Source organism: Shimia sp. NS0008-38b (genome assembly GCF_040370365.1).
Taxonomy (GTDB): Bacteria; Pseudomonadota; Alphaproteobacteria; order Rhodobacterales; family Rhodobacteraceae; genus Shimia.
Genome location: NZ_BAABWQ010000003.1, coordinates 415627 through 442487, shown reverse-complemented (window position 1 = coordinate 442487; position 26861 = coordinate 415627). Strand labels below are relative to the sequence as shown.

Below are 26861 nucleotides of genomic sequence, written 5' to 3'. Positions count from 1 at the left end.
AGGCGGGGCCTTTTGCTTTTTGCGGCGAAATTTGCCTTGAAGATGTCCAATTTGCCGATCAGATTGGGCGCAATGAAACGGATTAGAAATAGTTATGTTGGTGTGGATCAGGGAGACGAGACCCTGTTCTCGGACTTTGAAGAAGACGGCGAGATGTGGACCGGCGCCGGTACGCGCGAGCGCCGGAAGCTGATCAAGTTCTCGTCGAAGTATCGCGTGCCGCCCGCTGTACAGGTGGCTCTGTCGCTTTGGGATATGGACAATACGGCCAACATTCGCGCCGAGGTGGTTGCCGAAGAGGTCACCAACCTTGGGTTTCATTTGGTGTTCCGAACTTGGGGCGACAGCCGTGTGGCGCGTGTGCGCATGTCTTGGCTGGCAATTGGTGAGCTTGCCTTCGTGGATGATTGGGTGATTGACGACTAAAGCGTGCAAGCAATTTTTGGTGCGCGCGCTTGGTGTCGTGCTGTGACCTCAGACATTGATACGTCAAAGTCGGCCTACGTTGACTGAAACGTAGGCCGGTTGGTCTTGGGCTGCGCCCAACGTTTGTCCTATTGGGCCGGATACATCGTGGCCGAATACACGCCTTGGCCACTGGCCAGAAGGGGCGCCTGCTCAATTTCGACTGCGGGATTTGCCGCAGCATAGCCGCTTTCATCAAAGGCTTTATAGAAGGCAGCTCCTAAGTCTGGTTCTGCGTCACCTATGCCGCTTAGAATTGGTGGGGCGATGTGGTGGCGCGTGAAAAGTTGCCACTGAACAAAAGTTTGGTTGGGGTCCGCTTTTATGTGCTGCGTGACAGAGGAAGATTGGGTCAGAACGGTTGCGTTCTTAGTGGTTGAGCCTGCATTGTAGGCTGCGGTCAACTTGAGGCCGATGCCGCCGAGCAATGGGACCTTGCCAGAGGCCTCCGCGCCCAGTGTTTCGCCAAAAGTGGTGGTGGTCTCAGAGGAGGTTTGCACGCCGGTCTGGAAGGTTTGATCCTGAGAATACCCGCCAGCCGTGTTGAGGTCGACTATGATGGCCCTCCAAACGTAGTGCATCGTCACAGGGCGCAAGACAAAAAAGGTCGATCCTGTGTACTTTTCTTGCCACGCAAAATTACTCTGTGAACCCAGCTCACGGACATGATGGCCGTCACCGATGCTCCAAATGTTTGACATCAGGCTTTCGGGGGTCATCGCATCCGTCTTGATAAACGGGTAGATGATCCATGCCGCCGCGCATTGTGTTCCGTCGCTGCTGGGCCATGAAGCGCCAAGTGGGGGGGCGTTAGCGGCAAATTTGCCTGTGGGAGGCACGTCGAGAATGTAGCCGTTTAAGTCAAACGGAGTAGAACCAGTCATGAATTTTCCGATCAATTAAGTAAACTGTATAAACAGCTCTAGCTGGTTCGCGATAACTTGTATCTAAATTTAATTTTTTTGTTCTGGCTTGGATGCGGGGTCTAACGGGCGGATTTTGCGTGCAAAAAACGCCCTACCTCCGGAAAGTAGGGCGTTCTGTACACAACCAACTGTAGACCGCGCAGGATCAGCGCAAACGCGATCCAGTTTCTGGGTCGAAGAGATATAGCCGCTCTGTGGGGATCGATAAGCCCACAGTTTGTCCCTCAGAGCTGCGGTTGTCGCCGCGCTCTTCAATAATCAAACGGGTGTCGTTGGGACCAGTCAGATAACAGTAGGACACGCCGCCCAATGCTTCCGTCAGCTCGATGGTCAGCTGGTCCGCGCTTTGATCCATCTCGATGTGCTCAGGGCGCGCGCCTACCGTCACACTTGTCAGGCCTGTTGGCAATGTGATCGGGCAGTCCTGTGGGGTGGCAAAGGCAGGATGCGCCAGCTTGCCGTCAACGATGTCACATTCCAGAAAGTTCATGGCAGGGGAGCCAATGAAACCGGCCACAAATTTGTTGTCGGGATCACGGTACAGATCCAGCGGTGCCCCAACCTGTTCAATGCGCCCATCTCTTAGCACCACAATCTTGTCAGCCATGGTCATCGCTTCGACCTGATCGTGAGTCACGTAGATCATGGTGGCGCCAATTTCCTGATGCAGACGCGAAATCTCGACGCGCATTTCAACACGCAGTTCAGCATCCAAATTGGAAAGAGGTTCGTCAAACAGGAACACTTCGGGTCCACGCACAATGGCACGGCCGATGGCAACACGCTGACGTTGGCCGCCAGACAGCGCCTTGGGTTTGCGGTTGAGGTACTGGTCCAATTTGAGGATCGAAGAGGCCTTGGACACTTTTTCGTTGATTTCCGGCTTTGGAACGCCGTTCATGCGCAGGCCGAACCCCATGTTTTCCGCAACAGTCATGTGGGGGTACAGCGCATAGGTTTGAAACACCATCGCGACCCCACGTTTGGCTGGATCCATATGGGTCACATCGCGCTGGCCGATATTGATCGCGCCATCTGTGGTTTCCTCCAGACCCGCAATCATGCGCAACAGCGTGGATTTACCACAGCCAGACGGGCCAACGAACACGCAAAACTCGCCGTCTTCGATTTCCAGATCGATCCCATGGATCACCTGCGTTTCGCCGTATTTCTTGATCGCTTTATTCAGCGTTACGCCAGTCATGATGTTACCTTTTGTCTATGAGTTTCGGGGAAACGCCATGCTTGGGCCTCCCGTCCAATTTGGGCGGCGGTGTCAGTCACGCGCGGCGCCCAGGTTTCTAGTTGTTCAAGAGATGTGCGGCTGGTTGGGCCCGTCACAGAAAGCGCTCCGAGCAATTGCCCACTTGGGGTGCGAATCGGGGCTGCGATACACACGATGCCGGGCTCATGTTCTTCGCGATCAAATCCGTAGCCACGTTCGCGGATGGCCTTTAGTTCGGCGCGCAGCTCAGCCTCGGAGGCCAGTGTCGAAGGCGTGAACCGATGGAAACTCTGCTGCGCGATGGTGCGCTCCAAAGTCTCTTCGTCCAGAAATGCCAACATGGCTTTACCGACACCGGTGCAATAGGTCGGGCCCACTTTGCCGGCTTGGGAATACATCTCAACGGGTTCTCGCGCGTTACGCTTGTCCACATAAAGCACCTGTGACGCGTCGAGTTGGGCCAAGTGAACGGTTTCATCGCATGCCTTTGAAAGGTTGTCTAAAAAAGGACGTGCGATCGGGGCAAGAGAGCTTTGTGTCCAAGCCGCGTGGGCCAACCGCACAAGGCGAATGCCGAGTGTGTAGGTTTGCCGCTCCGCGTCATAGGCCAGCATGCCTTGATTGGTGAGTGTTTGCAAAAACCGATAGAGGGTCGCCTTCGGAAAATCACTGTGTTCCTGCAATTCACCAAAGCGCACAGGGCGCTTAAAGGCCGCGACCTGATCCAGCACCTTAAGTGCTTTTCCAACTGTACCGTCCCCAGACATATGGTTCCGTATCTCCTCCACTTTCCTGCGCAGGTGCAGGAATCTGTTGACAACCTAGCCGCAACCGTGTGTAGATTTCAATATGTAAAACGTGGTTTCAAATAATGAAACCGAAAATTGCATGATTTTTGGATCTCAGGGAGGACACTATGCTATCCAAAATGAAAACAACCGCAGCCGCGCTTGCGGTTTCGTCGGCGTTTGCCGTGCCTGCTTCAGCTGAACTGACAGGTGACCTGTCCATTTTCTTGGACACATCAAACCCTGCGCCACGTGCGACAATGGAAGCAATGATTGCGCGTTTTGGCGAACAACATCCAGATTTGAACATCGAAACAACGGTGATCGATCGTGAAGCTTACAAGACTCAAATCCGTAACTTCTTGACTGCCAACGCGCCGGATGTTGCCACATGGTATGCGGCCAACCGCATGCGCCCATATGTAGAGGCAGGTCTGTTTGAAGACGTTTCTGATCTCTATGCCGAGCCTGCAATCGCAGAAGGTCTGGCGTCCACCAAAGGTGCGCTGACCATCGACGACAAGCAGTGGGGCGTCGCCTATACCTACTACCAGTGGGGCGTGTACTACCGCAAAGACATCTTCGCTGAACTGGGTCTGTCTGAGCCAACCTCATGGGACGAAGAAAAAGCGAACTGTGCCAAGATCGTCGATTCTGGTCGTGCGTGCTACACCATTGGTACCAAATACCTGTGGACCGCTGGCGGTTGGTTTGACTATCTGAACATGCGCACCAACGGCTTTGATTTCCACATGGATCTGGCTGCGGGCAACGTGTCTTGGGAAGATGAGCGTGTCAAAGCGACTTTCATGAACTGGAAAGAGCTGATCGACATGGGCGGCTTCATTGCTGACCACCAGACATACAGCTGGCAGGAAGCACTGCCCTTCATGGTCAAAGGCGAAGCCGCTGCGTACCTGATGGGCAACTTTGCTGTGGCACCACTGCGTGAAGCAGGTCTGTCTGATGATCAACTGGACTTCTATCAGTTCCCGAAGATCAACCCAGAGGTTGCGCTGTCTGAAGATGCGCCAACCGATACGTTCCACATTCCTGCGAATGCGAAGAACAAAGAAGCTGCACGTGAATTCCTGCGCTTTGCCACTTCGCCAGAAGAGCAGACCATCATCAACAACGGTAAAAACCTGGGTCAGCTGCCTGTAAACGCAGCCTCCAGCGTGGATGATGATAAATTCCTGCAGCAGGGCTTTGAGATGTTGTCCACCAACTCCACCGGTGGTGTGGCCCAGTTCTGGGATCGCGACACAGGTGCAGAAATGGCCAAAGCTTCCATGGAAGGTTTCCAGGAGTTCATGGTTAAGCCTGATGAGCTGGACAAAATCCTTGCGAAACTCGAGCGCGCACGCGGCCGTATCTACAAGTGATGACATTGTGTCGGGCCTGCCAGTCGGCGGCCTGACCTTCATCTGAAAGGATGGGCGGGGGCAATCTCCGCCTTTCCACTCTCAAATCCCGGGTTACGTTATGACCGTTTCTTCTGAAGCTCCTGAGACCGAAAGCTGGTTTCACCGCAATCAACAGCGTATTGCGCCCTGGCTTTTTCTGGCGCCAGGTATTTTGTTCTTTGCGGTTTATGTAATCGCGCCGGTTTTTCAATCTTTCAATCTGTCTCTCTACGAGTGGGACGGACTTGGCGAAAAAACCTATGTAGGTATGCGCAACTACGAAGACCTTTATTGGGAATACACAGATCGAGACGCCTTTTTTATATCGTTGAAAAACAACGTTCTTTGGCTGTTTCTCTACCTTCTTGCCATCCCTGCAGGGTTGTTCATTGCGTTGTTTTTGAACCAGACCGTGCGCGGCATCCGCATCTACAAATCCTTGTTCTTCTTTCCGTTTGTGATCTCGCAGGTGGTTGTTGGATTGGTGTTCAGCTGGTTTTATGACCCGAACTTTGGATTGCTGAACAGCATTCTGGGTGTTGTCGGTTTGGGCCCAATCAACGTGCTGGGCAACGAAGACCTTGTGACCTACGGCATCGTCGCTGCTGGCCTATGGCCGCAGACCGCCTATTGCATGATCTTGTACCTTACAGGCCTGAACGCTGTGGACCCCGAGCAAATCGAAGCCGGGCGGTTGGATGGTGCCAAAGGTTGGAAGATGCTTTGGAACATCATTTTGCCGCAACTGCGCCCCGCGACGTTTATCGCATTTGTTGTGACCATCATTGGCGCGCTGCGGTCGTTTGATTTGATTTCCATCATGACGCAGGGCGGCCCGTTTGGCAGCTCGCGCGTGTTGGCTTACTACATGTTCGAAGTGGCGCTGTCGGAATATGGTTTCCGTATGGGCTATGGCGCGGCAATTGCTGTGGTGCTGTTCATGATCATGCTGTGCTTCATTGCCTACTTCTTGTGGTCGATGTATCGCGAAGAGAAGGGGCACTGAGATGTTTCCGAAACCCATTGAAAAACAATCGCAATCTGCGCAGCTTGCCTATAAATCGATGCTGCCTGTTGCGCTTCTGTTTTGGCTTGCGCCCTTGTTGGCTGTTGCGCTGTTCTCGATCAAACCTGATGCGGATTTTACCTCTGGCAACTATTGGGGCTGGCCCTCCAGTTTTGAGGGCGGCGCCAACTATGGGCAAGTCTTTTTCAATTCCGACATGCCGCGCTATCTGCTGAACTCCTTTATGATCACCATCCCGACTGTGATCGGCGCGGTTGCACTGAGTTCGATGACGGGCTTTGCACTTGGCATCTACAAGTTTCGCGCCAACCTCTGGATCTTCTTTATGTTTGTTGCGGGCAACTTTGTGCCGTTCCAGATCCTGATGGTGCCTGTGCGGGATCTGACACTTGAGTTGGGCTTGTATAACACCAAGACCGGATTGGTGCTGTTCCATGTGGCGTTCCAAACCGGTTTTTGCACCTTGTTCATGCGCAACTTTATCCGGGCTTTGCCATTTGAATTGATCGAGGCTGCGCGGGTTGAAGGTGTGAGTGAGTGGCGGATCTTTTGGTATGTTGTTTTGCCGTTGATGAAGCCCGCGTTGGCCGCCTTGTCCGTGTTGATTTTCACCTTCATCTGGAATGACTACTTTTGGGCGGTTGTGTTGACACAGGGCATTGAAAGTCAGCCGGTGACAGCGGGTATCACGTCTTTCAACGCTCAATATCGCGCGGCCTACCACTTGATGAGTGCAGGTTCGATTGTGGCGGCTTTGCCGCCGGTGGCGATGTTCTTCCTGATGCAGCGGCACTTCATTGCCGGTCTCACGCTGGGAGCGGTTAAGTGACGAAAGACGTTCAAACCTGGCGCATTGATGCGCCGGGTCAGACCTTGGTGCTTGCGTCAAGCGGCGGCATTCCCGGCGCGCTGTACTGGGGCGCTGCTTTGCCAACGTCAGTGGACGTGTCAAGCTTGGCCGCAGGCGTTGCACGCGATGTGACAGGTGGGATGATTGACGTCCTGCCGGAGCTGTCTTTGTGCCCTGAAGCTGGCAATAGTTTTCAGGGGCAGGCCGGGTTGGTGGCATACCGTGACGGTGTTGCGCTACATCCGAGGTTTTTGCTGACAGAGGCAGATGGTTTGCGGTTTGTGTGCCGCGATGCAACGGAAAAACTCACATTGACCTTCACCTTCGCGGTGGAAGGAGATGTGATTTCCGCAAAGACGACCTTGGACGCCGACGGGGTGGTCGCGCTGCACCATCTGGCTGCGCCGGTGTTGCCGGGGCCGCAATATGGCGAGGACATTCTTCACTTTACGGGCCGTTGGATTGGCGAGTTTCAATTGGAACGGAGCCCGTGGCGTGCTGGGCTGCTCATGCGCGAAGCGCGGAGCGGCCGGTCTGGACATGAACATCCGCCGATTGCCTATTTTCCCGAGCGCGGCGCGACCAACACGCAAGGAGCGGTTTTCGCCATGCATTATGGCTGGTCCGGTGGCCATGTGATGTATGCAGAAGAACTGCCCGATGGGCGGCGGCAAATCCAATGGGGCCATGCGACAGGCACACGGCCTGCGGGTGCGCATTTTGAGACATCGAAACTGTACATGTCGGTTTCGGAGGCAGGTCTCAACGGATGTGCGGTGGCGTTTCAGCGGCACTTGAGGGATCGAGTTGTGACTTGGCCTCATCCTGAGCGGCCGCGCCCCGTGCATTACAATTGCTGGGAAGCCATTTACTTTGACCACGACCTGCAGGAACTGAAGGCGATTGCGGATCGCGCGGCCACGCTGGGCGCGGAGCGGTTTGTGTTAGACGACGGTTGGTTTGGCAAACGGGACGATGACACCTCAAGCCTTGGGGATTGGGATATTGATCCGCGCAAGTGGCCGGATGGTCTGACGCCTCTGATTGATCATGTGCACTCTTTGGGCATGGTGTTCGGTCTGTGGTTTGAGCCAGAAATGGTCAACATGGACAGTGATTTGGCGCGGGCGCATCCGGAATGGGTGCTTGGCGCGGTCGATCAGATCGAGGGGCGCCAGCAGCGTGTGTTGGATCTGGCGAACCCGGAGGTGCGGGCGTATCTGTACGACAAAATCGCAGCGGTTTTGAGTACGCATGACGTTGACTACATTAAGTGGGATCATAACCGGTTGCTGCCCATTTCAGACGCGACGCAGGCCGAAGGTGTTTACGCGCTCATGGCGCAGCTGCGGGCAGATTTCCCAACAGTGGAAATCGAGAGCTGTGCATCTGGTGGTGGCCGTATTGATGCAGGCATCCTGAAACACACGCAGCGGGTTTGGTTGAGCGACAGCAATGACGCACAAGAGCGGTTGCGCATTCAGCATGATGCGGCATTGATGTTGCCGGCGGCGATCACCGGCAGCCATGTTGGGCCGCGCCATTGCCATACATCCGGGCGGGTGCATGATATCGCATTTCGGGCATGGGTGGCGGCGCAGCGCCATATGGGCTTTGAAATGGACCCACGCGAGTTGACCGAGGCAGAGGCCCAAGTTTTGACCGAGGTGACGGCTTGGTGGAAGGCCAATCGTGATTGGCGCATGGCCGCTGACATCTTACGTCTGGACAGTGCTGATCCAAGCGTACTTGCAGAGCAGCAGATGGCTGGTGATGGTACGCAGTTTGTGGTTTTTGCTGGCAAGGCTGCGACCAGCGCGCAAATTATGCCGCGTCCTCTGCGTCTGACCCGATTGGACGCAGATGCGGATTACAAAATTGAGTTGATTAACCGCAGTGAGGCACACCACTTGTCTCGCCGAGAGATGCCACTAAAGAGCGGACCTCTTACGCTGAACGGTCAATTCCTGATGCAACATGGACTCATCCTGCCGTGGTCGTTTCCAGACCGGATGTGGGTGATTGAAGGAAGACGAGTATGACTAAGAAGCGCCGTTCAGAACACTGGTATGGCAAGCTGGACAAAGATGGGTTCATTCACCGCAGCTGGATGAAGAACCAAGGTTTCCCGGATCACGCCTTTGATGGGCGTCCGATCATTGGCATCTGCAACACTTGGTCTGAATTGACACCGTGTAACTCTGGTCTGCGGACGTTGGCCGAGGGCGTGAAGCGTGGTGTGTGGGAGGCCGGTGGCTTCCCTGTGGAATTCCCGGTGATGTCATTGGGTGAGACACAGATGAAGCCCACAGCGATGTTGTTCCGCAATTTGCTGGCGATGGATGTGGAAGAGAGCATTCGGGCCTATGGTATCGATGGCGTTGTGCTTTTGGGCGGCTGTGACAAAACGACTCCGGGCCAGTTGATGGGGGCCGCCTCTGTGGATCTTCCAAGCATCGTCGTGAGTTCTGGCCCAATGCTCAACGGTAAGTTCAAAGGTCAAGACATAGGCTCCGGCACCGACGTTTGGCGGTTCTCCGAAGAGGTGCGCGCCGGTGAAATGACCCTGAAGGACTTTATGAACGCGGAAAGCGGCATGAGCCGCAGCGCGGGTGTGTGCATGACGATGGGCACGGCCTCCACCATGGCATCTTTGGTCGAGGCGATGGGCATGTCTTTGCCAACCAACGCGGCATTGCCTGCAGTGGATGCGCGCCGGATGGCCTTGGCGCATCTGACGGGCAAACGCATTGTTGAGATGGTGGATGAAGACCTGAAACCGTCCGATGTTTTGACCAAAGAAGCGTTTGAGAATGCCATTCTCGCCAACGCAGCCGTTGGGGGATCCACCAACGCGGTTGTACACTTGTTGGCTTTGGCTGGGCGAGTGGGGATCGACCTGACCCTGAAAGACTTTGAGATCGGTTCGGAAATCCCGCTTTTGGTGAACTGTATGCCGTCGGGCAAATATCTGATGGAGGACTTCTGTTACGCCGGTGGCGTACCCGCCGTGTTGAGCCAATTGAAAGAGCACGTGCGTCCTGCGAAGACGGTGCTGGGTCAAGATATCAGCGCCTACTACGATGGTGCAGAGATTTACAACGATGACGTCATCCGACCATTGGACAATCCAGTAAAGGCGGCGGCGGGCCTGCGGGTGTTGCGCGGCAACCTTGCGCCCAATGGCGCGATTGTGAAGCCTTCGGCAGCCACCGATCGTTTGCTTGAGCATGAAGGTGAGGCCTATGTTTTTGAGAATATCGAAGACCTGAAAGCCAACATCGACAAGCCTGATTTGCCAGTCACTGCAGACACTATTTTGGTGCTCAAAGGGTGCGGCCCAAAAGGTTATCCGGGCATGCCAGAAGTGGGCAATATGCCTATTCCGGGTAAGCTTGTGAAAGAGGGCGTGCGTGACATGATTCGTGTGTCTGATGCTCGGATGTCCGGCACGGCCTATGGCACAGTGATCTTGCACGTTAGTCCCGAAGCGCAGGCAGGGGGAAATCTTGGCTTGGTGAAAACAGGGGACCGTATTCGGGTTTCGGCCGAAAATGGCGTGTTGGAGTTGCTGGTTGATCAGTCAGAGCTCGATGCGCGACGCGGCGAGTGGAAACCTGATCCTGAGCACTACTCAAGAGGCTACGCCAAGCTATATTACGACCACGTTCTGCAAGCTGACAAAGGAGCCGATTTGGACTTCCTCGTTGGCAAAGACACACGTCTTGTTACACGGGAGAGCCACTGATGAGCGGCACGATTTTTCCAGATCTCAAAGGCAAATCTGTTTATATCACTGGCGGTGCCAGCGGCATTGGCGCAGCGTTGACGGATGGGTTTATGGCGCAGGGGGCAAAGGTCGCCATTGTTGGCCGCAGCCCAGCAGATGCGTTTATTGCCGAGATGGAGACCAAACATGGTGTGACACCGTTGTTCATGCAATGTGACATCTCTGATGTGCCACGACTGCGTGAAACCATTCAGCAATCTGTTGGCGAGAACGGTGGTTTGGATGTGTTGGTCAACAATGCAGCCAATGACAAGCGCCATGCCTTGGATGAGGTTGACGAAGAGTTCTTTGACTGGATGCAGGCGGTGAACCTTAAGGCTTATTTCTTTGCCTGTCAGGAAGCCGCGCGGCATATGACGGACGGTGGGTCGATGATCAATTTCAGCTCGATCAGCTATATCATGGGCAATGCAGGGTATCCGATCTACACCACCGCCAACGCAGGGATTACGGGAATGACTCGTAGTCTTGCCCGTGAGCTTGGCCCAAAAAACATTCGCGTAAATGCATTGGCACCCGGTTGGGTGCTTACGCAGAAGCAGCTTGATATGTGGGCTGATCCAGAGTCGCTGCAGGCGCATATGGACCGTCAATGCCTGAAGGAACACTTGACACCGGATGACATGATTGACCCAACCCTGTATCTGGCGTCAAACGCCAGCCGCATGATGACCGGCCAGTGTATGGCGGTTGATGGTGGCGTGGTGGTCTCGGGGTAAGTGATGACAACGCAAGCAGAATGGATCGCGGTAGACTGGGGCACCTCCAAATTGCGGGTGTGGGCCATGTCTGGCGGCGAGGTGCTGGCCACAGCGCACTCCGACAAGGGCATGTCCAAACTCGCCAAGCCAGAGTTTGAGACCGCGCTGTTGGAGCTTGTCGAGGATTGGCTTGGTGCAGGTCAAACCGATGTGATTGCCTGCGGAATGGTTGGCGCGCGCCAAGGGTGGGTCGAGGCTCCTTACTCAGAAGTGCCAGCGCCTGCATTGGCGCCCCAGCCTATTCAAGTGCCCGACACCGATGCGCGTTTGCGTGTGTTCGTCGTACCTGGTCTGAAACAGATGAAACCTGCGGATGTGATGCGGGGGGAAGAGACACAAGTTGGTGGGTTTCTGTCGCTGAAACACGATTGGGACGGGGTGCTGTGCCTGCCGGGAACGCACACCAAGTGGGTGCACGTGAGCGCGAATGAAGCAGTGAGTTTTCGCACCTTCATGACGGGCGAAGTGTTTGAGATGTTGTCCGAACAATCTGTCCTGCGGCACTCGATCAAAGACGGTTGGGATGCAGACGCTTTTGCCGCCGGTATGGATGTCACTCTGTCACGCCCAGAAACGCTTGCGGCGGAGCTGTTTTCGATCCGGGCCAGCGATTTGTTGTTGGCCACCCCTTCTGCGGAGTTGCGCGCGCGGCTTTCAGGGCTCTTGATTGGGGCCGAGTTGGCAGCATCACGTGCGTATTGGCTTGGGCAACAGATTGCGGTGATTGGGGACAGTGCATTGTCCGACGTTTACGCGACGGCCCTACGTGCGCAAGGGGCGCAGGTCGACATTGCGGATTGTGAAGAAATGACACTTGCGGGGCTCACAGCCGCGCGCAACCTTTTGGGATAAATCAATGACACGGTCGATTATTGCGATTATCCGGGGCGTGACCCCGGAGGAGGTCGAAGCGGTTGCAGCGGCAGTTCTGGAATCTGGCATCGACAAAATTGAGGTGCCGATGAATTCGCCGGACCCTCTCAAAAGCATTGGTATTTTGGCCAAAACGTTTGGTGACAAGGCGTTGGTCGGCGCTGGTACAGTTTTGAACGTGGCACAGGTTGATGCGGTGAAATCAGCAGGTGGTCAGCTGATCGTTTCGCCCAATTGCGACCCCGAAGTGATTGCACATTCAGTGGCCCAAGGGATGGAAAGCTGGCCGGGGGTCTTCACACCAACCGAGGCTTTTGCCGCTCTGAAAGCTGGTGCAACGGGGTTGAAGCTTTTCCCGGGCAATATGGCGGGGCCTGATGGCTTAAAAGCGGTGCGCGCGGTGCTACCAAAGGGCTGCCAAGTGTACGCGGTTGGGGGCGCTGGCCCTGAGAACTTCAAAGAATGGGCAGATGCGGGTGCCAACGGATTTGGCATCGGCTCGGCTATCTATAAGTCTGGTATGACTGCCGCAGAGGTGCGCTCTAAAGCAGAGGCCATCGTGGCCGCATATGATGAGGCATTGGTATGACTTTGGTTTTCGATGATCGCGTTTGTGAGCTTGGTGAGGGCCCTTTGTGGCATCCCGAACGTGAACAGTTGTTTTGGTTCGATATTCTTGGGAAGCGGATGCTGACACAGGTCGAGGGCCGCGCGCAGGAATGGCTTTTTGATGAGTTTTTTTCGGCAGCGGGCTGGGTGGATCACAACACATTGATCGTGGCATCAGAGACCGCGCTTTGGCGTATGGATTTGACATGCGGTGTGCGGGAGCATCTGGTTGATTTGGAAGCAGACAACCCTGTCACACGGTCAAACGACGGACGGGCAGACCCATGGGGCGGGTTTTGGATTGGCACCATGGGGAAAGCTGCGGAACACAAGGCAGGGGCGATCTACCGCTTTTACCAAGGTGAGATGCGTAAGGTCGTAGGGGACGTCACGATTTCCAACTCGATCTGTTTTGATAAGGTGCGCACTTGTGCCTACTACACCGATACGGCGACGGGGCAGGTGATGCGCCAAAGCCTTGATCCGCAATCCGGGTGGCCTGTGGATGATGCGAAGGTGTTCGTGGACTTGACGGCTGACGGGCTCAATCCTGATGGGGCTGTGACGGACGCAGACGGCAACGTTTGGATTGCGCAGTGGGGCGCTTCGCGTGTGGCCGCCTATTCACCCGAAGGGGTGTTTTTGAAAGCGGTCTCGGTTGGTGGGCAGCATGCGTCATGCCCCGCATTTGGCGGCCCCGATTTGAAGGATCTCTACGTGACGACCGCCCTCGAAGACGTCTCTCAAGACGTTCTGGATGAGGCGCCGGAAAATGGCATGACTTTTGTAATCAAGAACGTTGCACAGGGTGTGGCTGAACCACGAGTGATCTTATGAAGCAAGAACTGGGTGTTTGCTATTACCCCGAACACTGGCCTGAGGACATCTGGGTCAAAGATGCAGCTGATATGGTGGCTGCAGGCATTTCGTGGGTGCGGATTGGTGAATTTGCTTGGAGCCGCATGGAGGCGGTGCCTGGCATATTGACACTGGAGTGGCTGGACCGTGCGATTGACGTGCTGGGCGCTGCTGGTCTGAAGGTTGTCATGTGCACGGCCACCGCGACGCCACCCCGTTGGATGGTTGACAAGCATCCTGACATGGTCGCCGTGGATGAGAATGGGAACCCACGCAAATTTGGGTCCCGTCGACACTATTGTTTTAGCCACGCAGGGTTCCGCGAAGAAAGCGCGCGTATCACACAGATTGTGGCTGAGCGTTACGGCAAGAACCCGCATGTGGTGGCATGGCAGACGGACAACGAATATGGGTGTCACGACACCATCATCAGCTACTCCGAGCCCGCTAAAGTGGCTTTTCAGGCATGGTGCAAAGAGCGGTATGGCACCGTTGAGGCGCTGAATGACGCGTGGGGCAATATCTTTTGGTCGATGGAATACTACAGCTTTGATCAGATCGAGTTGCCAAATCTGACCGTGACTGAGCCCAATCCAGCTCATGTTCTGGCGTTTCGCCGGTTCTCCTCCGATCAGGTGGTGGCCTTCAACAAGGTGCAAACCGACATTTTGCGCCTACACACCTCGGCGCCCCTGATCCACAATTACATGGGGCGGATTCTGGAGTTTGACCATTTTGACGTGGGCAAAGATTTGGATATTGCCAGCTGGGACAGCTACCCAATTGGCTTCTTGTCGGACCGTTTAGAAGCCACAGATGAACATAAGGCGCGCTTCTTGCGTCAAGGTGATCCTGACATGCAGGCTTTCCACCACGATCTCTATCGTGCTGTGGGCAAAGGCCGTTGGTGGGTCATGGAGCAGCAGCCCGGTCCGGTGAACTGGGCGCCCTACAACCCGGCACCTTTGCCGGGTATGGTCGCGCTCTGGTCGCTGGAAGCGTTCGCGCATGGGGCTGAAGTGGTGAGCTATTTCCGCTGGCGGCAAGCGCCTTTTGCGCAAGAACAGATGCACGCGGGGCTTCAGACACCGGATGGGTTTGAAGCGCCCGGTATGGACGAGGCGCGTGCAGTTGGTGCAGTTTTGGCGTCTCTTAAAGAGCAGGACACCAAGCAGGCTGATGTGGCATTGGTGTTTGACTACGCTTCTGATTGGGCTTGGCAAACGCAACCACAAGGCGCTGGGTTTGACTATTTCCGATTGGTGTTTTCTGCGTATCGGGGGCTGCGTCGGGCGGGGTTGTCAGTGGACATCGTCAGCCCAGACACACGAGACTTCACGGGCTACAAATCCGTGTTTGCGCCGGGCGTGGCGACGGTTGATCCCGCCATGGTAGAGGCCGTTTCGGATGCGGGTGCGCTTGGGCTTTATGGGCCACGCACAGGGGCCATCACGGAAGACTTCTTTATTCCAGCGGCGGGCCGCCCAGATTTGCCGGGACTGGACGTGCGCGTGGAGCTGATTGAAAGCCTGCCACCGAACGCCAGCATGCAGGTTGCCGGAGGCGGTATGGCTGCGCATTGGCATGAACGCTTGTCTGGCGGTGCCAAAGTACGTTTGCATGTGCAAGATGGCGGGCCGGTTCTGATGGGACACGAGGATCGTTGGTATCTGGGCAGCTTCCCTGATGATGAACTCTGGGATCGGGTTGTCGCGATGGCTTGTGATCATGCCGGTGTTGCGACTTCTCCGATGCAAGAGGGGGTACGCAAACGACAATTTGGTGAGTTGGAGTTCGTCATCAACTACAACAGCTTCTCCGCGATCGTGGATGGGCACCGCGTGCCCGCCTGTGGCGTGCTTGTATTTGAAGATGATGAACCGATTGCAGCGTGTGATCTCAGTACTGACTGATCCAAACCTTTTGGGTGATTAACGGGGCGAGAGGCGTATGCTTCTCGCCCTTTTGCATGTCGCAACGTCAGTCAGAATCGCGGTTGTTTTGAATATTAGTTCGTATACGAATTAAAGGTGACGGTTAGGATCCTACCCAAAATGCCTCAACAACCTCGAATATTTTTGATGATCAACAAGGCGTATGCCGCGATCGCTCGGGCGGCAGACAAGAAGACGCAACAGGTCGCTGGCCTCTCGTCTACGCAACTTGGCGTTCTGTTGTTTTTGTCCCGCCGCGACGGCCAAACCGCTACGGAGCTAGCCAAGTCGCTGTCCGTGCGAAAGTCGAGCCTAAGCGGATTGATCGATAGAATGGAAGAACGTGGTTTGGTGCAGCGGAAAAAGGACTTGGAAGACAGGCGCGTGGTGCGAATTTATCTGCAAGCAGCCGCATTGGATTTACTGCAACGCACGATGCCAGTTGTGCGCCATATCAACAGGCAGATGTTGGCGCCATTTGATGAAGCAGAGGTGGCAATCATTGCCCGATTTCTGAGGCATGTTGCAGAGAACGCAGAAACGTTGATTGCCCAAGCAGCCCCCCCAAAGGAGTGAAGGCCATGTTGGACATCAGCACAGTTCAGGTTGAAGAGGTGGCCATTAAGACCGAAGACGGCTGGTTGTTGTCGGGCAACCTCTTTCAGGGGGGCGACCCACAGGTCGGCGTCTTGATCTCGGCCGGTACGGGCTTCCCCCGTCGTATCTACCGCCACGTGGCGGCCTATTTTGCCGCCCGCGGGGCGGCGGTGTTGACATATGATTTCCGCGGGATTGGTGACTCAAAGCCAGCAGACTTAGCTGGCTCTGGCATCGACTACCCGGATTGGGGTCGACACGACATGTCTGCGGCGTTGCATCGTTTGGCAGAGGCCGTTCCAAATGCGCCATTGACCACATTGGGCCACAGCATCGGCGGGCAGTTTGTCGGCTTTATGGAAGCCCAATCCGACGTAGAACGCCATGCCTTTGTTGGTGTCGGGAGTGGGTATTGGGGCGTTCACAAATGGCGAAACGTGCCAATAGAACTGTTCTTTTGGTGGGGCTACGGATCGTATTGTTTGGCACGTTTTGGCTTCATTCCTGCTGGTGGGCTTTGGGGGGGAGAAGCATTGCCGCCCGATGTGTTTAAGACGTGGCGGCGATGGAGTGCACGGCGCAGCTACCTTTTACCAGAGCTTGCTGACGGGCGATATCCACATCACTTTGACAAAGTAGAGGCGCCGATCAGTGCTTGGGTGTTGTCAGATGATCCCATTGCGACCGAAACCGCCTGTTCTGATACGTTGTCTCACTATCCCAATTGCCAGAAACACTTGGTTGTTCGGCGACCGTTTGATTTGGGGTCAAAGAAGGTTGGACATGACGGCGCGTTTCGCAAAGGGCATGAACCACTTTGGGAAGAGTTGTGGGATTGGCTGTCGTGTGGAATCTTGCCGACGTCCGCACAAGCAAATTAGATTGAGCAGGTATCGAGACAAAAAAGGCCGGCCGCCAATTGGGGGCCGGCCTTTGAATTCAGAGACCCTAAAATTAGACTTTCAGGTTTGGAATGATCTGTTTTTTGCGGCTCATAACACCAGGCAGCACAACGTTGTCGCCGGTCGCCTCAACATCGAAAGATTTGGCGGCAACGGATTTCACCAGATCATTTGGCACCAGCAAGGTGGCTTCTTCGTTCAAGATGTCGACAACAAACAACAACACCTGATCCACACCGTCCTCAGAGGCCACGGTGGTCATGCTTTCCATCAAAGAAGCCTTGCGGTCCAGCACAACCGATGGAGCCGTGGTTTCCAGCACGGACACGCGGAATTTGGTGCCGTCAACTTCGTATTCTTTGGAGTCCATACGCAGAAGCTCTGCATCGGAGAAAGAAGACACGTCTGACTTTGCTGCAAACATTTCAGCGGCATATCCCGGAATGTCGATGCCCAGATCCGCAGCCAGTTTTTCGGATACAGCTTTGTCGTGATCCGTGGTGGTCGGGCTGCGGAATTCCAGCGTATCGGAGAGAATGCAGGTCAGCATGGTGCCTTTGACCCAATCGGGCATGTCGATATCGCCCATCAGATCGTGCATGATGGTCGCGGTACACGCCAGCGGGCGGATGGTGATGTCGATGGGGCCTTTGGTTTCCAGGCCGCCAACCAGCTTGTGGTGGTCGATGATCGCCTGAACGTCGGCGCCGTTGATGTTGGCAGGCAGCTCTGCTGGGTTGTTGGTGTCAACAATCACAACGGCCGCATCATCCGCAACGTCTTCGATGATTGCAGGCTTCGGCAGGTCCCAGCGGTTCAGCAGCCAAGCGGCTTCCGTGTTGGGTTCACCTAGCAGTTTGGCTTCGGCTGACGCGCCTTTGACCTCGTTCAGATACCACGCCCAAATAATCGGAGAGCCGGTGGAATCAGTGTCGGGAGACTTATGGCCAAATACTTGAATTGTCATGTCGTGACGTCCTTAAAAACAACGGATAACTGTGCAGTTGCGCGCCTTATAGAAGGGGACGCACTCTTTGTCACGGGGGCGCGTGCAGCTGCGACTTCGAGGCGCGGTTTGGCCCTTGCCGCGTTGTTGATTTGATCACAAAGGTAGGCGTGTGATGGCGAAACCAGCATTTTTCAATTGTGACAGAACGCCAGCTTCCCCAGGCAAGTGAAGTGCACCCACAGCGACCAAAGACGGGGTTTGCTCTAGCGCGGGCACAAGTGTTTGAACCCATGTCGTATTGCGGCGGATCAACAGCTGGTCTTCGACCTCTTGCAACATCTCAACCACGCGGGCCGTGTCATCATAGTCAGCTGATTGTTCTATAAAATCAGCGTTATTGACCTCCCAAATGAGCTGAACCTGTTCGGTCAAATACATGTCGATCACAGCCGGGATCATCTCTGGAGCCGCAAGATCGCCTTGTAATGTTAGGCTCCAACGAAGGTCGTCGAGTTGTTGTTCCAATGGCGTGCCCGCCAAAATGTCGAGCAGGCTTTCCACGGTGTCCAAAGAATGAATGGGTAGGTCGCGGTCTTCTGCCATCTTTTCGATTTGCACATCGAGGCCTTTGGCGCCCGATTTCACGATTTCCATAGCACACGGAGGCATCATCAAGGTCATTCCGAGAAACCACGGCTGGTATTTTGCAGCCATGAAGGGGGGGAGGCCGCGGGACTTGAGCTGTTCAACTACGCCGGCCCAGAGCTTGGGGCCAAGGCGGTCGATTAGGCTGCCGCCCTCTTGGATAAGGTAGAGTTCAGGGTGTTTCACAAGATGCTGTTGAAAGGCCAATTGGTCCTCAGCCGTGAGTTCCAAAAACAGCTGTTCAGGGCGTGGGGATAGCCCGCGCACGCGGTCCACCATCGCGGCGTGTTCTGGCAGATGCACATGAAAGGTCCCGATGATGTAGGATGTGACTTCATTTTTTTCGATTTGCCAAAGCAAGCCTTCGGCAAAAGGGGTCTTTTGGGCTTTCTTGATGAGGGCAGTGCGCTCCGCTTCGGGCCGTTGTTCGAAGAGATTTGGCCCGGAGCAGTTCGCGGCCACAGAACTCGAAAAAGATATAAGAAACAGAAGACTAGTGAGTAAGCGCATGTGGGCCTCTTGGTCAAGTTGCGCCACAGTAACAACCCTGCTGACGGCGGCAAGAGCGGGTAGGCAGGTTGACCATTTGGCGCTATGACAGAATGGATGAGCAAGATCGCAGAGACAGAGCTATATGCCCCGATTAAAGCCTGGCTTGAGGCGCGGGGATTTGAGGTTAAAGCCGAAGTTGGCGCGGCAGATGTCGTTGCGGTCAAGGCTGGAGAAGACCCTGTTATCATTGAACTAAAAACTGGCTTCTCACTCACGTTGTTACAACAAGCTGTGGCGCGGCAGGCCGTGACTGATGCGGTATATGTGGCCGTGCCGCGTTGGAAAGGTCGCACGGGATGGAAAGCATTTTCCGGCAATATCGGGCTGTGCAAACGGCTTGGATTGGGGGTGCTTTCGGTGCGTCTGTCAGACGGCGCGGTTGAGGCGCATTGCGATCCACTGCCATTTAAGCCGCGCAAGTCAAAGCGGCGTAAGGCGCGGCTTTTGAAGGATTTTTCACGACTTGAGGGCGATCCGAATGTGGGCGGGACGCAGGGGGCTAAGGTTACGGTCTACCGGCAAGACGCTGAAAAATGCGCACGGTTCTTGAATGAATTCGGGGCCAGCAAAGGGCGTGATGTTGTCAAAGGCACTGGTGTGGAGAAAGCCACAACGATGATGCGTGACAATCACTATGGTTGGTTTGAGAAGGTTGAGAAGGGTGTCTATATGCTCAGTGAGGCCGGAGTGTCCGCCGTGGCCATGTTGGTGCGTTAACCGGTGTGTTGGGCCGATTGACGGCGTCGGTATTGCGTCGGTATCGCGGCTGTTTCGCGGAGGTGGGGGATCGCGCCGTTGCCCGCGTCAAAACGGTTACACCACCGGCCGTGCTTGCGCGAAATTTGGCAACGGTTTAGGGCGGATAAGACCCGTATCAGGATTTTCAAAATGCCCACCACACTCCTCGTTCTAGCCCATCCCAGCCGGAAGTCGTTTAACGGCGCATGGGCTGAAGCGTCGGCGGCGGCCTGTGAGGCCGCAGGTCACAAGGTGTTGTGGAGCGATTTGTCTGCACATCAGTTTGATGCGGTGGAGGGCGCGCGGCATTTTGGACAAGACCCGTCGGGGCAGTTTGATCCGCTCAAAGCTCATGAGGCTGCGGTGGCGGAGGGCATGTTACCGCGCGATACAGCGGCGGAGGTTGAGAAGATCAAAGCCGCTGACCTGATCATTTTCCATTTCCCGCTTTGGTGGTTTGCGCCACCAGCCGTGTTGAAAGGTTGGTTTGATCGCGTGTTGGTGCATGGCGATCTGCACAGGGTGGAGGACCGCTTTGACACTGGTCTGTGTCGTGGCAAACGCGCGCTGTTTTGTGTGACCACCGGTGCAAGTGCAGCGGAATGCGGGCCGGGTGGCAAAGAGGGTGATGTGAACATGCTGCTTTGGCCATCAGCCTACACCCTGCGGTACCTAGGGATGGACGTCTATGTGCCCGAAGTTGTGCACAGCGTGCATGGGTATTTTGCGGGGGCTGAGGAAGCGGCGTTACAGGCGCGACTAGGCCGCGTGTTGGACGGGCAGGCGGAGTTGGTTGACGGGTTGGGCAAGCGGGCCCTGCTGCCGTTCAACGCGGACAGCGATTTTGATGAGAACGGGCGTTTGAAAGCGGGGGTGAAGAGCGTGAGCGGGTTTATCACCTAGCAGGCGGCAGGTCAGCGCCTGAGCCAAGGGCGCGCATGCCCGCTTTTCAGCTGTCCAGGACATCACCCAAAGTTCTGACATCGTTTTGGGTTGGTTGGTTGCAAAAGCGCCCTCCCGTGGTGAGGGGGCGGGCGCTGTATGGATTGTGGGTCGGGGGTTTGACCTTATTGCGGGGAACTCAGTCCAAACACATTGCCCTCGGTGTCTTGGCACAGAGTGACAAATCCAAACTCGCCGATGGAGAATTTTGGACGGAGAATGTGGCCGCCAGCCTCTGTGACGCGGGCCTCCTCCACCGCGCAGTCTGTGCAATTGAAATAGACCACTGTGCCACCCGCGCCGGGGCGTGCGTATGGGGATTTGGAAATTGCACCACCTGCGCCGTATTGCGACATTTCAGTTGGGAAGGCGCGCATTTGCATCTCGCCGGTAGGGTCGCCGATGGTTTCAAGCGTGCAGCCCAGAACGGTTTGATAGAATTGGACGGCCCGGTCGAGATCGTCTGCGTAGATGTCAAACCAGCCAATGGCGTTCATTTTGGTCATGGGGAGCTCCTGTCTGTCTGTGTTTCTAGACAACAGGTAGATCAGCCGCCGCTGCGCGTATTGTAGATTTCAGACATCGAATTTTTTGCTGAATTGGCCGGGCGTGTAGCCGGTGGCTTTTTTAAAGGCGTGGATAAAATGGGATTGATCCGCGTAGGACAGAGAGGGTTCGCCGAGCAGGGATTGCTGCAGGCGGAGGATTTTCAGGAAGTCATGTGGTGTGAAGCCAGTGGTGCGCTTGAGCAAGCGCTGCAATTGTCGCGGGGAGTAGTCGACAGCGGTCGCCATATCCGCGACGGAATGGATGTCTTCCATTTGAGCAAAGATCGCTTGGGTCACCGGGTTGGGATGCAACAGGCCAAGATCCAAGAGGTGTTCAACAAAGGTGGTGAGCGTGGCCTGTTGTGCCGCATGTGGGTGGCCGATCAGCGCAGCGTTGGTGTCACGCAACGGCAATGGCCCCGTGTAGGGAGTGTTGATCAGGCCGAAAGACAGATGGCTGTGATCGCCCTGCCAGACGCCGGGCAGGAACCGGATGTTGATGAAGTGAAAGGTTTGGCCCAGAGACAGCTCCTCAGAGGACGCACGCAGGCGGGTGATGCCGGTGATGGCGGGATCACGTTGATCAAAGATCGCATAGGTGCAGGCGTCTGGGAGGGCATGGAAGCGGTAGTCTGTTGGCAACGGGGCGGTGGTGCGCAGTTCTAAAAATCTGTGCACGACGGCGCGCAAATGAGCTGGCGGTTCGGTTTCGGTGAACTGGACCTGGCCAATGGTGCGGTCTTTGCTGTTGCCTTTGGGGTTGTACATGGCAGTCATTCTATACTGAAACACAACAAGATTATCGGAGCCACGTGGGTTTTTTCCAAGTGTTTCTGGTGCGGCGTTTAATCAGATAGCGCACGCCGCCTTTTAAGTATGGAGAACGTGGAGCTGCTGCTGCCAATTGGCGCATCAATGCAAGGAGGCTAGTGCGTGGTTTACAGAGGCACAACGGTCGAATACCGACGTTCCCTGCGAAATCCTTCGTTGGGGCAAAGCTGGGCTTTGTCATCTTTGGCGAAAGGAAAATGACATGGCACGGCGTCGTGAATTTCAAGGAATATGCAACAGCTACCTTGGATTTTTTGTAAGCAGAAATAACGATTTGGATGGATACTGGGCGTTAGGTCAATACCAAAATGCTGTGCGTAAGGCCGCCTCCCACAGCATGTGGTTTGATTTTTGTGCCCCTTTTGACGCAATGGACACATCTCGATTTGCACGGGAGCAACGGGCCTATCAGCTTGTATTTCAAAGCCAGTTGGCTGTGCGTAAAATGCCGGAGGGCTGGTGCGCACAGGGCGGCGTTGCAGTCAGTTCGGTGTCGGTGCGTGAGTTGATATGCGTAGTGCTATTGATAGATGACTTGGGACAGACGTATCGCGCTTCGGCACGCGAGTTTGTGCTGCCGCATGACCCGTACAACGAGCAGCGCCGTTGCTCTTCGGGGCGCAATGATTGGTGGCCTCATAGAGATGCGGCATTGGATGAGTTTCGCGATCCGCCCGGATATCGACCAAGCGCACCGCAGGGTGGCGCGAACGGTTTTATGCGGCTGCGTCGGTGGAGCAGTTTGTTGGGGATGGCGCGACGGTAGGGCTGCGCCTGACCGCGGGTGGGGGAGAAGCCCCCGCCCATGGGGGCGGTCGGGGGCTGCCCGGCGAGGCCGGGCGTTAGGTTCAGAGAGAAAAAGGACTACTCGGCGATGCCTTTGGAGGGCTGCAGTGGATGTCTGCTGCGCGGACATAGTGACGTGAAGCATCTAAGGGAAATGAGCAAGTCGAAGACACAATATCCCTCATTGGCGCAAGTCGAGCTGAATGGTCTGACCGTCTTCTGACAATTCCGCCAGCACAACAGTTAGGTTATCTCGCCCCTGATATCTGATGCGGCCAGCCAAATCGTAGTGACCCGCATATTTGACGTCAAAGAACCCATCGAAATTTCCCGCTCTTAGCAATGGCACCCAACCCGGACTTCCCGGCGCGTGGGCAACGGCAAAGAACCATTCCCCGTTCAACGTTAGATTTGCGTCTTCTGCGTAGAGGGGCTCGGCACGGCCCAAGACACTCGAATACTTAACTTTCCAGCTTGACGCGTCATTTTGTCTATTGGCTAAAGCCATATCGGCTTCGTCTCTGCGCCAAACGATAATTGGAAGATTGCCGAGCCTAAGAACCCTTACCTCTCCGGGTTCAAAATCTCCTACGTTTATGCTTGGAGTTGCTTCTTCCATAGCTGCCAGAACATCTGCTGATGGTTGAGCGGTTCGTGCCAAAAAATATCCACCCACCATCATAGCTAAGCAAGTGGCCAACGCTGTTGTGACGTACAGAAAATTGGTTTCTTTCATAGACCAAGACTCTAGCAAACCATCCAATTTGCGCAACTCTTGTTGGTAACTAAGGGCTCAAACCGGCCATAGCGCCTTAAGCTTTCTAGTCGTCTCTCATACACCATTTACAGAAAAGGGCCGCCCGGAGGCGACCCTTTGAAATTGTCTGGCGGAGGCTTTCGTGACCTTGGCCCTTGCGGGGCCAAGGCACTGTCGCCATCACAATCCCTGACGGGAGTTGTGATTACATCATGCCGCCCATGCCGCCCATGCCGCCCATATCGGGCATGCCGCCGCCGGCTGCGCCGCCGTCTTTGGCTGGCTTGTCAGCAACCATAGCTTCGGTGGTGATCAGCAGGCCCGCGATGGAGGCTGCATCTTCCAGAGCTGTGCGTGCCACTTTGGCTGGGTCAATCACGCCGAATGCGAACATGTCACCATATTCTTCGGTCTGTGCGTTGAAGCCAAAGGTGTTGTCGTCAGATTCACGGATCTTGCCCGCAACAACCGCACCGTCAACACCCGCGTTTTCAGCGATCTGACGCAGAGGCGCTTCGATGGCTTTGCGTACGATCACGATACCAGCGTCCTGATCAGCGTTTGCGCCTTTCAGATCAGCCAGTGCTTTGCCGGCCTGAACCAGAGCAACACCACCGCCAACAATCACGCCTTCTTGAACAGCAGCGCGGGTTGCGTTCAGAGCATCGTCAACACGATCTTTGCGCTCTTTCACTTCCACTTCGGTCATGCCGCCAACACGGATCACAGCAACACCGCCTGCCAGTTTGGCAACGCGCTCTTGCAGCTTCTCACGGTCGTAGTCAGAAGAGGTTTCTTCGATCTGTGTGCGGATCTGAGCCACACGTGCTTCGATCTCAGCTTTCTCGCCAGCACCGTCAACGATGGTTGTCTCGTCTTTGGTGATTTCGATTTTCTTGGCTGTGCCCAGCATGTCCATAGTCACGGACTCAAGCTTCATGCCCAGATCTTCGGAGATCACTTGACCACCAGTCAGGATCGCGATGTCCTGCAGCATGGCTTTGCGGCGATCGCCGAAACCAGGTGCTTTGACAGCTGCGATTTTCAGACCGCCGCGCAGTTTGTTCACAACCAGAGTTGCCAGGGCTTCGCCTTCAACATCTTCAGCAATGATCAACAGAGGCTTCTGAGACTGGATCACCTGCTCGAGCAGTGGAACCATTGGCTGCAGGGAAGACAGTTTCTTCTCGTGCAGCAGAACCAGACAGTCGTCCAGATCGGCGATCATCTTGTCAGCGTTGGTCACGAAGTAAGGGGAGAGGTAGCCGCGGTCAAACTGCATGCCTTCGACAACATCGGTTTCTGTTTCCAGACCTTTGTTCTCTTCAACAGTGATAACACCCTCGTTGCCAACTTTCTGCATCGCGTCTGCGATCTGCTGGCCGATTTCAGCTTCGCCGTTGGCGGAGATGGTGCCAACCTGCGCAACTTCGTCGCTGTCTTTTACTTCGCGAGCGGAAGCAACGATGTTTTCAACAACTTTGGACGTTGCCAGATCGATGCCGCGCTTCAGATCCATTGGGTTCAGGCCAGCTGCAACCTGCTTCAGACCTTCTTTGACGATGGCTTGTGCCAGAACAGTCGCGGTTGTTGTGCCGTCGCCTGCTTCGTCGTTGGTGCGAGAAGCAACTTCTTTCACCATCTGTGCGCCCATGTTTTCGAACTTGTCTTCCAGTTCGATCTCTTTGGCCACGGAAACACCATCTTTGGTGATGCGTGGTGCACCGAAGGATTTGTCCAGGACCACGTTGCGGCCTTTTGGACCGAGGGTCACTTTGACCGCATCGGCCAGAACGTTTACGCCGCGCAGCATTGCGTTGCGGGCATCGGTATCAAACTTGACGTCTTTTGCCATTTTGTTTGCTCCTAATTGGAATTTTTGTCGTCAGACGATCAGGCGATGATGCCCATGACGTCGGATTCTTTCATGATCAGCAGCTCTTCACCGTCAACGGTGACTTCGGTGCCGGACCATTTGCCGAACAGAACTTTGTCGCCTGCTTTGACGTCGAGCTCGACGCGCTTGCCGGCATCGTCACGCAGGCCTGCGCCTACGGATACGATTTCGCCTTCGGCTGGTTTTTCTTTTGCGCTTTCGGGGATGATCAATCCGCCAGCGGTTTTTTCGTCGCTTTCAACGCGGCGTACAAGCACACGGTCGTGCAGCGGTGTAAATGCCATCTTCGAGGTTCCTTCGCTCAAAGTTTCTCCCTACGCCCCGGTCCGAATTGTCCAAGGGGCGATTAGCACTCCTCGATGGTGAGTGCTAACGGCGAAAGAGGTAGGGGCTGTTTGGAGGGGAGTCAACGGGTGTTGCGTTAGAATTTTCAGGATCTGTGAAAGCGGCAAAGAGTTTCGTTGGTGAGAGTGCCTCGTCGCCCAGATTTTTAAGCCCCTGCAACAGATGGGTTGCGAAACGTAGACGGGGTGAATGGGGTGGTCAGCGCATGGTTGAGCAGCTCTAGGTGATCTTGTCCGTAAAACATCTCGCCCTGCAGAATGTAGGTGGGTGAGCCAAACAGGTTGAGGGATTTGGCGCGTTGGGTGTTGTCCTCAAAGACTGCTTGCGTGGCGGGTTTCATGGCCGCGTCGATCAGCGGTGCTGCATCAATACCAACTTTGAGAGCGGCGGTTGCGAGAGCGTCGGCGTCGTCCAAATCAATGTCATCGCGCCAATGGGCTTGCAGAAACGCGAAGGACAACGCGTCCAGATCAAGCCCGCGGGCATGGGCCGCGATTAACACGCCGCTTGAGAGATGTAGCGCGTTGTCATGGTGCGTTGGGCGGTGGTCGAGGACATCAAGACCTCTGAATTGAGCCCATCGCTCGATTTCCCGGCCAAAGAAGTAGTCGACATGGGCTTGTGAGCGACCAGCAAAGGACAAACCGCCCGCTTGCTCGACCACTGGGGAAAGTTCAAACGGTCTGTGGACCAGTGAGCATCCATGCGCTTGGCTGATTTCCATCAGCCGAGGGGCGCCAAGGTACGCGTAGGCGGAATGCGTGGAGTAGAAATATTCGATGGTGCGTTTGGTCATGCGCGGACGCTAACAGCGCACATCGGGAATGCAAGCGCATCAGACGGGCTGGGTGGGCCGAGCA

Annotated in this window: 27 protein-coding genes; 16 read left to right on the top strand and 11 right to left on the bottom strand. The window is 55.3% G+C overall.

Going from position 1 to position 26861, the window contains the following annotated elements; translation table 11 throughout:
• Positions 1-72 precede the first annotated feature (72 nt).
• Complete coding sequence (locus ABWV47_RS14245) at positions 73-426, top strand: H-type lectin domain-containing protein (protein WP_353312935.1); 354 nt, start codon at positions 73-75, stop codon at positions 424-426.
• A 128-nt stretch (positions 427-554) separates the two neighbouring features.
• Here ABWV47_RS14245 and ABWV47_RS14240 read toward each other — a convergent pair whose 3' ends face one another.
• From ABWV47_RS14240 to ABWV47_RS14230, 3 genes are all read right to left on the bottom strand, one after another.
• Complete coding sequence (locus tag ABWV47_RS14240) at positions 555-1349, bottom strand: hypothetical protein (RefSeq protein WP_353312933.1); 795 nt, start codon at positions 1347-1349, stop codon at positions 555-557.
• 187 nt (positions 1350-1536) lie between these two features.
• Positions 1537-2595 carry an ABC transporter ATP-binding protein gene (locus tag ABWV47_RS14235; protein ID WP_353312931.1) on the bottom strand — a complete coding sequence of 353 codons (1059 nt, stop codon included), beginning with the start codon at positions 2593-2595 and terminating at the stop codon, positions 1537-1539.
• Positions 2592-3383 carry an IclR family transcriptional regulator gene (locus ABWV47_RS14230; protein WP_353312929.1) on the bottom strand — a complete coding sequence of 264 codons (792 nt, stop codon included), beginning with the start codon at positions 3381-3383 and terminating at the stop codon, positions 2592-2594. The genes ABWV47_RS14235 and ABWV47_RS14230 overlap by 4 nt, the downstream gene beginning before the upstream one ends.
• A 149-nt stretch (positions 3384-3532) precedes the next feature.
• Between ABWV47_RS14230 and ABWV47_RS14225 the strand changes: the two genes are divergently transcribed.
• The 12 genes from ABWV47_RS14225 to ABWV47_RS14170 all read left to right on the top strand — a co-directional run bounded on the left by ABWV47_RS14225 (position 3533) and on the right by ABWV47_RS14170 (position 16990).
• Entirely contained in the window at positions 3533-4789 is a 1257-nt protein-coding gene (locus ABWV47_RS14225; protein WP_353312927.1) for an ABC transporter substrate-binding protein, read from the top strand.
• Positions 4790-4889: 100 nt separating this feature from the next.
• Positions 4890-5816: a carbohydrate ABC transporter permease gene (locus ABWV47_RS14220; RefSeq protein WP_353312925.1), complete on the top strand. Its 927-nt coding sequence runs from the start codon at positions 4890-4892 to the stop codon at positions 5814-5816.
• Position 5817: 1 nt separating this feature from the next.
• On the top strand, positions 5818-6666 hold the full coding sequence (locus tag ABWV47_RS14215) for a carbohydrate ABC transporter permease (protein ID WP_353312923.1): 849 nt from the start codon (positions 5818-5820) through the stop codon (positions 6664-6666).
• A complete protein-coding gene (locus ABWV47_RS14210; RefSeq protein ID WP_353312921.1) occupies positions 6663-8729 on the top strand; it encodes an alpha-galactosidase in 2067 nt (688 codons plus the stop codon). Before ABWV47_RS14215 ends, ABWV47_RS14210 begins: the two co-directional genes overlap by 4 nt.
• The gene (locus ABWV47_RS14205; protein WP_353312919.1) at positions 8726-10435 is read left to right on the top strand and encodes an IlvD/Edd family dehydratase; all 1710 of its coding nucleotides are present in this window, start codon (positions 8726-8728) and stop codon (positions 10433-10435) included. The genes ABWV47_RS14210 and ABWV47_RS14205 overlap by 4 nt, the downstream gene beginning before the upstream one ends.
• Positions 10435-11196: an SDR family NAD(P)-dependent oxidoreductase gene (locus ABWV47_RS14200; protein ID WP_353312917.1), complete on the top strand. Its 762-nt coding sequence runs from the start codon at positions 10435-10437 to the stop codon at positions 11194-11196. The genes ABWV47_RS14205 and ABWV47_RS14200 overlap by 1 nt, the downstream gene beginning before the upstream one ends.
• 3 nt (positions 11197-11199) lie before the next feature.
• Positions 11200-12090 (top strand): 2-dehydro-3-deoxygalactonokinase, encoded by an 891-nt coding sequence (locus ABWV47_RS14195; RefSeq protein WP_353312915.1) that lies wholly within the window; start codon positions 11200-11202, stop codon positions 12088-12090.
• Between the two features lie 4 nt (positions 12091-12094).
• Positions 12095-12700, top strand: a complete 606-nt coding sequence (locus ABWV47_RS14190; RefSeq protein WP_353312913.1) for a 2-dehydro-3-deoxy-6-phosphogalactonate aldolase — start codon at positions 12095-12097, stop codon at positions 12698-12700.
• Entirely contained in the window at positions 12697-13557 is an 861-nt protein-coding gene (locus ABWV47_RS14185) for an SMP-30/gluconolactonase/LRE family protein (RefSeq protein ID WP_353312911.1), read from the top strand. The genes ABWV47_RS14190 and ABWV47_RS14185 overlap by 4 nt, the downstream gene beginning before the upstream one ends.
• Positions 13554-15491 (top strand): beta-galactosidase, encoded by a 1938-nt coding sequence (locus ABWV47_RS14180; RefSeq protein WP_353312909.1) that lies wholly within the window; start codon positions 13554-13556, stop codon positions 15489-15491. Before ABWV47_RS14185 ends, ABWV47_RS14180 begins: the two co-directional genes overlap by 4 nt.
• A 168-nt stretch (positions 15492-15659) precedes the next feature.
• Positions 15660-16088 (top strand): MarR family winged helix-turn-helix transcriptional regulator, encoded by a 429-nt coding sequence (locus ABWV47_RS14175; RefSeq protein WP_353312907.1) that lies wholly within the window; start codon positions 15660-15662, stop codon positions 16086-16088.
• Between the two features lie 5 nt (positions 16089-16093).
• Entirely contained in the window at positions 16094-16990 is an 897-nt protein-coding gene (locus tag ABWV47_RS14170; protein ID WP_353312905.1) for an alpha/beta hydrolase family protein, read from the top strand.
• 73 nt (positions 16991-17063) lie between these two features.
• On the opposite strand, the gene ABWV47_RS14165 is transcribed toward ABWV47_RS14170, so the two are convergent.
• Positions 17064-17978 carry a manganese-dependent inorganic pyrophosphatase gene (locus ABWV47_RS14165; RefSeq protein ID WP_353312903.1) on the bottom strand — a complete coding sequence of 305 codons (915 nt, stop codon included), beginning with the start codon at positions 17976-17978 and terminating at the stop codon, positions 17064-17066.
• Between the two features lie 135 nt (positions 17979-18113).
• Positions 18114-19115, bottom strand: a complete 1002-nt coding sequence (locus tag ABWV47_RS14160; RefSeq protein ID WP_353312901.1) for a TraB/GumN family protein — start codon at positions 19113-19115, stop codon at positions 18114-18116.
• A gap of 96 nt (positions 19116-19211) precedes the next feature.
• On the opposite strand from ABWV47_RS14160, the gene ABWV47_RS14155 reads away from it, so the two are divergent.
• Both ABWV47_RS14155 and ABWV47_RS14150 read left to right on the top strand, forming a co-directional pair.
• Entirely contained in the window at positions 19212-19874 is a 663-nt protein-coding gene (locus ABWV47_RS14155) for a DUF2161 domain-containing phosphodiesterase (RefSeq protein WP_353312899.1), read from the top strand.
• 171 nt (positions 19875-20045) lie between these two features.
• The gene (locus ABWV47_RS14150; RefSeq protein WP_353312897.1) at positions 20046-20798 is read left to right on the top strand and encodes an NAD(P)H-dependent oxidoreductase; all 753 of its coding nucleotides are present in this window, start codon (positions 20046-20048) and stop codon (positions 20796-20798) included.
• 164 nt (positions 20799-20962) lie between these two features.
• Here the strand turns inward: ABWV47_RS14150 and ABWV47_RS14145 are convergent, their stop codons facing one another.
• Entirely contained in the window at positions 20963-21343 is a 381-nt protein-coding gene (locus ABWV47_RS14145; RefSeq protein WP_353312895.1) for a VOC family protein, read from the bottom strand.
• Between the two features lie 69 nt (positions 21344-21412).
• Positions 21413-22162, bottom strand: coding sequence for a helix-turn-helix domain-containing protein (locus ABWV47_RS14140; protein WP_353312893.1), 750 nt, complete (start codon positions 22160-22162; stop codon positions 21413-21415).
• 256 nt (positions 22163-22418) lie between these two features.
• Here ABWV47_RS14140 and ABWV47_RS14135 point away from each other — a divergent pair, with 256 nt between their 5' ends.
• Complete coding sequence (locus tag ABWV47_RS14135; RefSeq protein WP_353312891.1) at positions 22419-22982, top strand: hypothetical protein; 564 nt, start codon at positions 22419-22421, stop codon at positions 22980-22982.
• 201 nt (positions 22983-23183) lie between these two features.
• Here ABWV47_RS14135 and ABWV47_RS14130 read toward each other — a convergent pair whose 3' ends face one another.
• The 4 genes from ABWV47_RS14130 to ABWV47_RS14115 form a co-directional block, all read right to left on the bottom strand.
• On the bottom strand, positions 23184-23738 hold the full coding sequence (locus ABWV47_RS14130) for a Rieske (2Fe-2S) protein (RefSeq protein WP_353312889.1): 555 nt from the start codon (positions 23736-23738) through the stop codon (positions 23184-23186).
• A 226-nt stretch (positions 23739-23964) separates the two neighbouring features.
• Positions 23965-25614: a chaperonin GroEL gene (gene groL, locus ABWV47_RS14125; protein ID WP_353312887.1), complete on the bottom strand. Its 1650-nt coding sequence runs from the start codon at positions 25612-25614 to the stop codon at positions 23965-23967.
• 38 nt (positions 25615-25652) lie between these two features.
• The gene (locus ABWV47_RS14120; RefSeq protein WP_353312885.1) at positions 25653-25940 is read right to left on the bottom strand and encodes a co-chaperone GroES; all 288 of its coding nucleotides are present in this window, start codon (positions 25938-25940) and stop codon (positions 25653-25655) included.
• 206 nt (positions 25941-26146) lie between these two features.
• On the bottom strand, positions 26147-26797 hold the full coding sequence (locus ABWV47_RS14115; protein WP_353312883.1) for a 2-hydroxychromene-2-carboxylate isomerase: 651 nt from the start codon (positions 26795-26797) through the stop codon (positions 26147-26149).
• Between the last annotated feature and the right edge of the window lie 64 nt (positions 26798-26861).